Source organism: Ferroplasma sp. (assembly GCF_037442045.1).
Lineage (GTDB): Archaea > Thermoplasmatota > Thermoplasmata > Thermoplasmatales > Thermoplasmataceae > Ferroplasma.
On the sequence record NZ_JBBIRC010000003.1, the window covers coordinates 44,796 to 55,047 of the forward strand.

At 35.3% G+C, this 10,252-nt stretch carries 5 protein-coding genes; 3 read left to right on the plus strand and 2 right to left on the minus strand.

Going from position 1 to position 10,252, the window contains the following annotated elements:
• The first annotated feature begins 5 nt into the window (after nt 1–5).
• The gene (locus WKI77_RS00895) at nt 6–2,366 is read left to right on the plus strand and encodes a M1 family metallopeptidase (RefSeq protein ID WP_337859955.1); all 2,361 of its coding nucleotides are present in this window, start codon (nt 6–8) and stop codon (nt 2,364–2,366) included.
• Nucleotide 2,367: 1 nt separating this feature from the next.
• Here WKI77_RS00895 and WKI77_RS00900 read toward each other — a convergent pair whose 3' ends face one another.
• Together WKI77_RS00900 and WKI77_RS00905 are read right to left on the minus strand one after the other, a co-directional pair.
• On the minus strand, nt 2,368–3,612 hold the full coding sequence (locus tag WKI77_RS00900) for an alkaline phosphatase family protein (protein WP_337859956.1): 1,245 nt from the start codon (nt 3,610–3,612) through the stop codon (nt 2,368–2,370).
• A gap of 309 nt (nt 3,613–3,921) precedes the next feature.
• Nucleotides 3,922–5,295, minus strand: a complete 1,374-nt coding sequence (locus tag WKI77_RS00905) for an APC family permease (protein WP_337859957.1) — start codon at nt 5,293–5,295, stop codon at nt 3,922–3,924.
• A gap of 254 nt (nt 5,296–5,549) precedes the next feature.
• On the opposite strand from WKI77_RS00905, the gene WKI77_RS00910 reads away from it, so the two are divergent.
• Both WKI77_RS00910 and fdhF read left to right on the plus strand, forming a co-directional pair.
• The gene (locus WKI77_RS00910; protein ID WP_337859958.1) at nt 5,550–7,904 is read left to right on the plus strand and encodes a plasma-membrane proton-efflux P-type ATPase; all 2,355 of its coding nucleotides are present in this window, start codon (nt 5,550–5,552) and stop codon (nt 7,902–7,904) included.
• Between the two features lie 82 nt (nt 7,905–7,986).
• Complete coding sequence (gene fdhF, locus WKI77_RS00915; RefSeq protein ID WP_337859959.1) at nt 7,987–9,939, plus strand: formate dehydrogenase subunit alpha; 1,953 nt, start codon at nt 7,987–7,989, stop codon at nt 9,937–9,939.
• Nucleotides 9,940–10,252 lie beyond the last annotated feature (313 nt).

Consider the following 10,252-nt stretch of genomic DNA (forward strand, 5'->3'; position numbering starts at 1 on the left):
CTGTTATGGAAGTTGTCAATTATAATATAAAACTGGATGTGGATTTTGCAGGGAAGAAGTATACAGGCACAGAAAAGGTTGAGATAAAAGACGCAGATAAAAAAATATCATTTGACCTGAACAAAATAGACATACATGAAATTAAGATTAATGGAACCGCTGCAAAATATGAAACCACAGAAGAAAATGTATCGTTTAACACTGATGGCGGAAATATTTCTGTGAAAGTAAAATTTTCATCGGACAATGACAGGGGCTTAAAAGGGTTTTACGTTGCAGGAACTGAAAAAGAATATATTCTTTCTACACAGTTCGAAGAGTCTGATGCCAGAAGGGCATTTCCATGCATTGACAACCCAAACTACAAGGCAACGTTCGATATTGCCATGGTAATCGATAAGGATCTGCAGGCCATATCAAATATGCCTGTTAAATCAGAAAAAATGGAAAATAACAAAAAAGTTGTTGAGTTCGAAAGGACACCAAGAATGGCAACATATCTTGTTTACCTTGGTGTTGGCCACTTCGATGAGACAGTAGATGAATATAAAGGCAAGAAACTTTATTTAACTGCAATGAAGGGGCATTTAACATCATCAAGATATCCGCTTGAAACTGCAAAAAAATCTTTAAATTACCTGGAAACTTACACTGGGATAGATTACATGCTTCCAAAACTGAATTTAATATCTGTTCCAGAATTCGCTGCGGGAGCTATGGAAAACTGGGGAGCAATAACATTCAGGGAAATATTATTGAATATTGATAAATCTACAACAAGCAGAAGCTATAAAAGAACTTCTGAAGTTATAACACATGAACTTGTGCACATGTGGTTCGGTGACCTGGTAACAATGAAGTGGTGGAATGATTTATGGCTCAATGAAAGCTTTGCAACATTCTTTGCTTTTAAAACGGTGGATAATACAGACCCGGAATGGAAGTTTTTTGGGGACTTTTTGCTTGACCAGACAGATGGCGCATACACAATGGATGCACTTAAAAACTCACATCCAATTAATGCCGATGTTTCAGACCCAAGAAGCATATCACAGTTATCATATGAAATAAGGTATGGAAAAGGGTCGAATGTACTGAGGATGATTGAAGCCTATGTTGGCAAGGATGTATTCATGAAGGCAATGAGGAATTACCTTAAAGAATTCTCATTTAAGAATGCTTCCGGTTCAGATTTATGGAATGCAATAGAAAAAGAATCTGGCCAGGGAATATCGTCAATAATGGAACAGTGGATTTCCCAGAAAGGGTATCCTTACCTGATTGCAGAAAGGGATGGAGATTCACTGAAAATTTCACAGAAACAGTTTTATTTCTTGAATGGGGAAAGCTCTTCGTGGAAAATACCATTATTTGTTAATAGATTTTCAAAGGAAGAAAAACTGTTAATGGAAGGAAATGAGATAAAAATTGACGGCGACATATTATCATTGAACTATGACCATGATGGATTTTACAGGGTATTATACGACGATACCATGTTTGAAACAGTATCCAGGAATTTATCACAGATCACTGCAACTGAAAAATGGGGAATTGCAAACGATTTATATGCATTCCTTCTTTCCGGTAAAATCAGTTTGACACAGTATGTAAGGAGGCTGGAAAAACTGTATGTAATTAATGAAAACATAGTAATAGATGAAATATCAAAACAGCTTTACAATCTTTATACAATAACAAACAACACATATTTCAGAGACCTTGCCAATTTCTACATAAAGGACAAAATGGAATATATAGAGACAACAAAAAAGGATGATTTCAATTACAAAATCACACTTTCCGGGCTTTACACAAAACTTGCATACATAAATAATGATTTCTGCAAATCACTGCTGAAAAAATACAGCAATTACGAAAGCGTGGATCCGGATTTCAGGCTTGCATACCTTGTTGCACAGGCAAAAGTCAACAATGATTTTGCTTATTTTGCAAATATAATAGAGAAAACAACAAACGACGAGGACAAAACAAAAGCGATAACAGCTTCTGGAAGCCTTGAAGGCGACAAAAACCATAATGCAATTATGGAATTTGTAAAATCAGGAAAGGCAAAGAAACAGGATATGGATTCTTTCTTTGTCGCCATGTCTTCCAGCGAAGGATCAAGGCAGTATGTGCTAAACAATTTAAAAAACATTGTTGATACACTTTACAGCTTCCAGATCAGCCCATTGAGAATCAACAGAAGCGTACAGGCAATGATTGGCAACGCTGGAGTTAAAGACCCTGAAAAGATGAAAAAAGATGTTGAAGCAATAAGAAAGGATGAAATATTTGGTGGGATCAATAAGGGTCTTGAATTCCTGGAAATCTACGAAAATTTGATAAAAAATACAAAATAAATTAATAATTTTTTATATCCTTTAAATTTAATGTGGAAAATGGTATGACCATTTCTTCTTTGCTTAATCCACCATGCATTCCACGGTCTTTTATTATATCATCTTCATAATATCTGTACCATACAGTATTTCCTGAATATGGCAGAACTATAACATCACCGATTCTTGACATATATTTATCATCCGGTTTCCCCATTATGCCTGAAGAAATTAATTCATGTCTGGTTATTACATCTGCTTTGCCTTCAAGCTGGTTTTCCAGCAGAAGTTTTAATTTAACTGGAACTTCTGTATGCATGGACATGTCCCTCGGGCTCCATGATTCCGGTATTTTCTTACCGTTATTTGATGATAGCAGATCTTCCACGCCGGAAACATAAATTTTACTGTTAACAGGTGTGAATCCATGGTCTGATGAAACTATCACTGAAATATCCTGGCCTGCAAGTTCCTTTAAAAGCATATCAAACATTTCAGCTATATAATGCAGTGATTCGAGATGTTCTGGGCTTCCCGGGCCATAACGGTGCTCCATTTTATCCGGCTCTTCGATGTAAAAGAATGTGTATGAATCCTCTTTCATTTTCCCAAGAAGCTTTTTTAAAATCATGAATCCTTCAAAGAGAAAATCGTATCTTTTCCTTTCCTTTGCACCGGAATACATAATTTTGCTGTAACTGCTTTTAAGCAATTCACTGTATGATAAAACATATGATTTTATCCCATTTTCTTTTAAAGTTTCATAAAATGTTTTGCCATGGAAAAGCAGTGAAGGATCAGGATCAAGCACTTTAAATTCAGACCTATCCTGTTTATATGCAGGAATGAACGGCAAACTCTTTAAAACCATATTATATTTTTCAATATACAATCTCCATTCAAAAAGGCCATGTTCCCATGGTGGAACTCCGGTATTTATTGTATTGCTTGCAGCTGCAGTCGTTGATGGAAAAATTGTAGTAATTGGAGAAACTATTCCTGATCTGTTGAATTCCTGAAAGGCTTTATAATTGCCCAGATAATTGACCCAGCTGTCATAACCGGTGCCATCCATATATATGAATACCACCTTTCTGTTTCCAGTTATATTGTTATACAGTTTCTTTTCAAGGCCCTTGCCATTATGGTTTATATCAAATAATGATAATATTGTATTATTTATATTTGCAAAATTGTAGCCATTATAATCTGGATATACAAAATGTGCATCGGACCTGTAACGGTACTGCATTTCATCATTTATCATATTATAATATTGCTGAATCGTATTAATTATTTATTGGAAAAATTTATTCAATCTGCGAGATACCTCAAAAAGCACTATTTATTTTATTGCTTGATTGCATTTATGCTTCTTCAGGGTTATAATTTCATAAGATCCGGTGTATTTATATGAACTCAAATTTTTGACAGTTAGTACAGTTCCTTTTCATATATTTTAATCCGCATTTTTGTTAGTATTATAATTCACAATAAACCCGGCATCAATAGGATGTAATTAATTATTTGAAATCATTTATAAATTTGGAATTATGACCAGAAAAAAACAAAAGTATTATTCCGGTTTTGTATGCACAAGGTATTTACTGGATATGGCAGAATATATTAATCCGGCAATAACCCATGCAATAAAACTTACAGAAGCTATTATAACAATTTTATCTATGCTGATAAAACTCCCGTAAAATACAAAGCCAAGTATTGCTATAGATATTGCAGGCAGAATAACATCCATGGCAATATTTAATTTTGCCTTCATTTTCCTGACAATTCCTGCCAGAGATGCATTTGCGAACATATGAACAAGAAGTGCAGCCAGCGTGGCAGCTATGCCTGTGTAAAGAAAGGCGTTGAAGCCACCCAGGGTTACAACTGCAATGGCGCCAATTATGAATGCTATAATTACCATCAGGCCTGCAGCTATATGTGGTGTTCTCCTCTGTTCATGAACATTTGATAATATGCCGGGAAGAACATTATCCCTGCTCATTGAAAATACAACTCTTGAAAGTGAATTTGTAAATACAACTGAATCCGTGAATAAGCTATTGACAAATAAAACTGTTATTACAATTGCTCCAATAATGCCAAGGTAGCTTTTTGTCAGTATAATTCCAGGCACAAGTTCTTTAGAGAAGCTCAACATCCTTGAAGGGCCCCAGCCAACGGTAAATGCATATGAAGCAAGGATAAAGAACAATCCCAGGACTATTACTGAGACAAGGACTCCTCTTCCTATTACCTTATTTGCATCCTTTGCTTCCTCTCCAAGAGGTGTTGCTGTACCAAAACCAGAAAATGCTGTATACATGAACAGTACGCCGAGCATTACGCCAGTGAAACCGTGTATGGCATAAACAGGAGTAAATACAGAAATTGTATTTATAGATGGTTTCGCTGTTATAATTATTATGCTTATTGCAGCTATAATTATTACTTCAATTGTGGCCATGACCATGGCATACCGTACTGAATTCTTGACTCCGGAAAATGATACAAAATATCCAAAGGCCAGAATCAAAACGAGAAGCAAAACCCAGGAATAGAATGGTATTATAATTCCAAATACAGTATCAAGAAGTGCCGGAAGGAATATTGCAACACTCAAACCAATAAAGGCAAGTGACATGATCTGGTACATTATATACATCCAGCCAGTAAAAACCCCTGCAAAATTTCCAAGTCCTTCCCTGCTGTATGCGTAATAACCGCCTGCGCCTGCAACATGCCTTGAAATTCTGTTGATTATTATGGCATTGATTAAAACAATAACAAATGCCACTACAGCAGATAAGGGCAGTGACCCCAGGGCAAAGGCAGCCGATCCAGTTAACGTTGCAACGGCAGCACCTGCAGGAGCCGAACCTGCAACACCCTGAAATATAACATTATAAAGTGATAAAGAATCTTTTTTAAGGCCAGTTTTCATTGAACATATATGTAAAATAAATATTTATATTTATACTGCAGAGTGTATCAAATCCATTCATTATCAACGGTTTAGAAAGAATTATTTCTCTCAAAAAATAAAATGTTTAAATCACAAAGATGCGAATATTAATGTTTTTTAATTTATTATTTAACAATCAATCTACACAAATGATGTGATATTGGTGTTATTTAGATATTATTATAGTTTTTAGGGCAATATTTAAGATTTGATTCGTAATAATAGTTACAACTATGGATAACTTTGATAAAGACGGCATAGATGAAATTTTTAAAAAGCTTAATTGCAGTGCGGATGGATTAACATCTGATGAAGCGTCAAGAAGAATTTCACAGTACGGCCCCAACGAAGTTATAGCAAAAAAACAGAGCAAAATTATTAAATTTTTAAAGAAATTCTGGGCACCAATACCATGGATGCTTGAAATTACAATTCTAATAACATTTTTCCTTGGCAAGTACAGTGATATGTATATAATTCTATTTTTATTGATTTTTAACAGCATAATATCTTTTACCCAGGAATCAAAGGCAGACAATGCCGTAGAATTATTGAAGAAAAAACTGTCGGTGCAGGCAAGGGTTTTAAGGGACAAACAGTGGCAGCTTGTTGAAGCAAGAATGCTTGTTCCGGGCGATATAGTCCATATAAGGCTTGGAGATGTGGTTCCAGCTGATATAAAAATAATTGATAACCAGGTGGAGATAGACCAGTCTGCCCTTACGGGTGAATCACTATCAGTTAATAAAAAAATTAATGACCTAGTTTACTCAAGCTCAATAGTAAAAAGGGGTGAAACAACTGGAATTGTAGTAGCCACGGGGAAAAATACATACTTTGGAAAAACAACAGAACTTGTTGAAATGGCAAATACAAAATCGCATATAGAAGAATTAATCATGGGCATAGTAAAAGAATTGATAGCCATAGATACGCTTCTGGTTCTTGCCCTGGTTGTATTTTCCTTTTTTACCCACGTAAATTTAAGTGATGTCATACCATTTGCCCTGGTTGTTTTAATAGCATCAATACCTGTAGCATTGCCTGCAACTTTTACAATAGCTATGGCCCTTGGGGCACTGCATATGTCAAAGCGCGGAGAAATAGTAACAAGATTGTCCGCAATAGAAGACGCTGCTTCAATGGATACTTTATGCATGGATAAAACCGGGACAATAACAGAGGATAAATTAACATTGAATGTTCCAAAAGTTTACAGTAGCGATGAAGAAAAATTATTGTTATACGCTTCATATGCATCAGAAAGGGAAAGCCAGGACCCAATAGACAATGCAATACTTGATTTCGCAAAATCAAAAAACATAGAACCGGACTATTCAAAAAGAATTAAATTCACCCCATTTGACCCTTCAATCAAAAGGACTGAAGCAGTAATCAATGACGGCGAAAAAGAAATTCACATAGTAAAAGGTGCACCGCAGGTAATTAAAAGCCTTTCAAAAAATGTGCCAGAATCCTATGATGATGATATAAATAAATTTTCTTTGCAGGGATTCAGGCTGATATCTATTGCGTATGGTGAAAACGATTTAACAGTAGCAGGGTTAATACCACTTTATGACCCGCCAAGAAAGGACTCAAAAGAACTTATAAGTGAATTGAAAGCATTGAGCATTTCACCGGTAATGATTACTGGAGACAACAGGTTAATAGCCGAGGAAGTGGCCGGTGAAATAGGCCTGGATAAGGAACTGTGCGATGTAAAAAATATAAAAAGTTCAAATGCAGGAATAAAGAATTGTTCAATTTTTGCAGAGGTGTTTCCTGAAGATAAATATTATATTGTAAAGGCTCTGCAGAAATCAAAAAAGATAGTTGGTATGACCGGTGATGGCGTAAACGATTCACCTGCACTGAAACAGGCTGAATTTGGCGTTGCTGTTTCCACTGCAACAGATGTTGCAAAAGCTTCAGCAAGCGTAGTTTTAACACATCCAGGATTAACTGATATAGTTGACGGCGTAAAATCAGGCAGGAGAATTTACCAGAGAATGCTTACTTATACGCTGAACAAAATAATTAAAACAATACAGGTCGCATTCTTTTTAACACTTTCATTTTTTATAGTAAGATTTTTTGTTACAACGCCATTTGATGTAATACTCCTTTTGTTTGCAAATGATTTTGTTACAATGTCAATAGCAACAGATAATGTTTCATATTCCATGAGGCCAGAAAAATGGAAGGTTAAATCACTTATTTCTTCTTCCGCAATACTTGCTTCTTTACTGGTAATAGAAGGCTTTGTTTTTCTGTACATTGGATTATACTATAACCTGACGGTTAACGAAATCCATACATTCATATTCGATATGCTTGTATTTTCAGGGCAGTTTACTGTTTATATGGTCAGGGAAAGGAAGAGATTTTACCAGTCAAGGCCAGGCACAATTTTAATGCTTTCAAGTGTGATAGATATCATTGTAATATCATCGTTTTCATATTACGGAATACTTGTGTCTGCAATCCCGTTAACATTTGTAATAGCAAGCGTAGCAATAACATTTGTCTGGATGGTCTTTATGGATACGATAAAGAATGTGGTTTTCAAACATTATAAGCTGTAATTTAAGTAATTTAAATTTCTTAATACAGTGAATAAATTTCATGATTTGGAAATTGTTATATACCCAACCGGGTTATAATAGTATGAAATCCATTTGCCCTTTTTGCGGCGTAGGATGTGGTATGGAAGTTTTATCTGTGAATAATACAATAGTCGGTGTTAAGCCAGATCCTGAACATATAGTAAGCAGAGGCCACCTGTGCGGCAAGGGCATGGTATCTTATGAGCCGCTTACAGCATGGGACAGGTTATATGAGCCATTAATCAAAACAAAAAATGAACTGGAAAGGACTTCCTGGGATAATGCTTTGAAAACAACATATGAAAAAATAAGGGAAATACAGAAAAAATATGGCAATGATTCTGTTGCTTTTTATGGTGGTTGCCAGAACACACTTGAAGAAATTTTTAATTTCCAGAAGCTTGCAAGATTGTTGGGCACAAACAATGTGGATTCCTGCGCAAGAATATGCCATGACCCCTCTGCATCGGCATTGAAGCAGGTTATGGGCATCGGTGCAGGCGCTACCTCTGTAACGAAAATTCCTGAAGCAAATGTAATAATAGTAGCAGGTGAATCTGTAACTGACAGCCATCCGGTTCTAACCCAGTATTTCCTTGAAGCTAAGAAGAAAGGTGCCAAAATAGTACAGATTGACCCGAGAAATACAAGATTTTCTGAACTTGTGAACTTAAAACTGAGGATTAAACCCAGATCTGATATATTTTTATTCAATGCTGTTGGAAATTACCTTATAACTAACAATTTAATAAATAATGAATTTATTAATGAAAGAACAGAGAACTTTGAAGCTTACAAATCTGCAGTTGCAAAATTCACTTTAGATCTGGCTGAGAAAAACACAGGCATTCCAAAAAATGACATAATAAACCTGGCAAAACTTGTAGCAATGGACAAAGTTATATTTTCATGGGGCCTGGGACTCACACAATCCACTGGAACAAAGGGAATAAAATCTTACCTTTCACTTCCATTGCTCACCGGAAGTATAGGCAAAAAAGGCAGCGGTGTTATAGTTTACAGGGGCCAGACTGATGTACAGGGTTCCGGTGATTTAATAAAGCCAGATATTTTCCCAAATGGGGAAATGAATGAAGCAAACAGTGAAGCATTATCAAAGCTCTGGGGATTTAAGCCGCCGGTGTGTAAGGGAACGTCCATACCCAATGCATTTTACAATAATGATAAAATAAAGGCTCTTTTCCTTATGGGCTATAATCCAGTAAATAGTCTCCCGGAGAAAAGCAGAATTGAATCATTTTTGAATAATCTTGAATTGCTGGTGGTCCAGGACATATTTATGACTGAAACCGCAAAATATGCAGATATTATTTTGCCTTCAGCTGCATGGGCTGAAAAAGAGGGTTCTGTAAGCAGTATGGACAGGCTTGTAAAGTGGAGGTATAAAATTGTGGATCCACCGGGGCATGCAAGGCCGGATTATGAAATTATTGCAGACATTGCAGAATATGCAGGGCAGCATTTCAGCAAAAAGCCTGAGGACATATTTGAACAGTTAAAGCAATCTGTGCCACTGTATAAAAACCTGAATATAGAAGATGTAAAGGATTATTCCAAAAATTCCAGATATCCAGATGGTGAAGAACTTTTATATCAGGAACATTTTAACCTGCCTTCTGGAAAGGCTAAATTTATTCCTGTTGATTCTCCAGAATATAACGATGGGTTAATACTTATTACCGGCAGGCTTGTCACGAGGTACAATACAGATGAAGTTATAAACCGTGTTCCAGGCATGCAGGAATACGAACCAAGATTGTGGATCAATAAAGCAGATGCAGAAAAACTTAAAGTGGAAGATGATGAAACTGTTAATTTAAAATCAAGGTCCGGGCAGTTAAAGATAAAAACAAGAATAACTGATGATGTTTTGCCGGGAACTGTTTTTGCATACATGCACAATGCAGATATTAATTATATTGTTACAGCAGACCTGGATGATGAAACTGGAACACCGAAGTATAAATATACGCAGGTTACCATCGAAAAATGAATTAATTTTATCTTCATCTATTTTTATTAAAAATATAAAAGAAAATAATATTTAGATATTTTTGGAACAGTTTAAAAATAAATTTCTTTTAACCATCAATAAATAAGATTCCTGATAGATTAAAACTGGTTTATTCCTCTTTATAAAACCATAATAACTTTAAAAATTATTTAATTAAATTATTGAAAACGTATACGATAAAAAGATATTTATACAATTTTATAGTTTATTTTGTATATAGTAAATGAAAAGGATATATTTATATTCTTATAATATATATGTTATCTACCATGAAAGCTGAAGAGGTTATGAA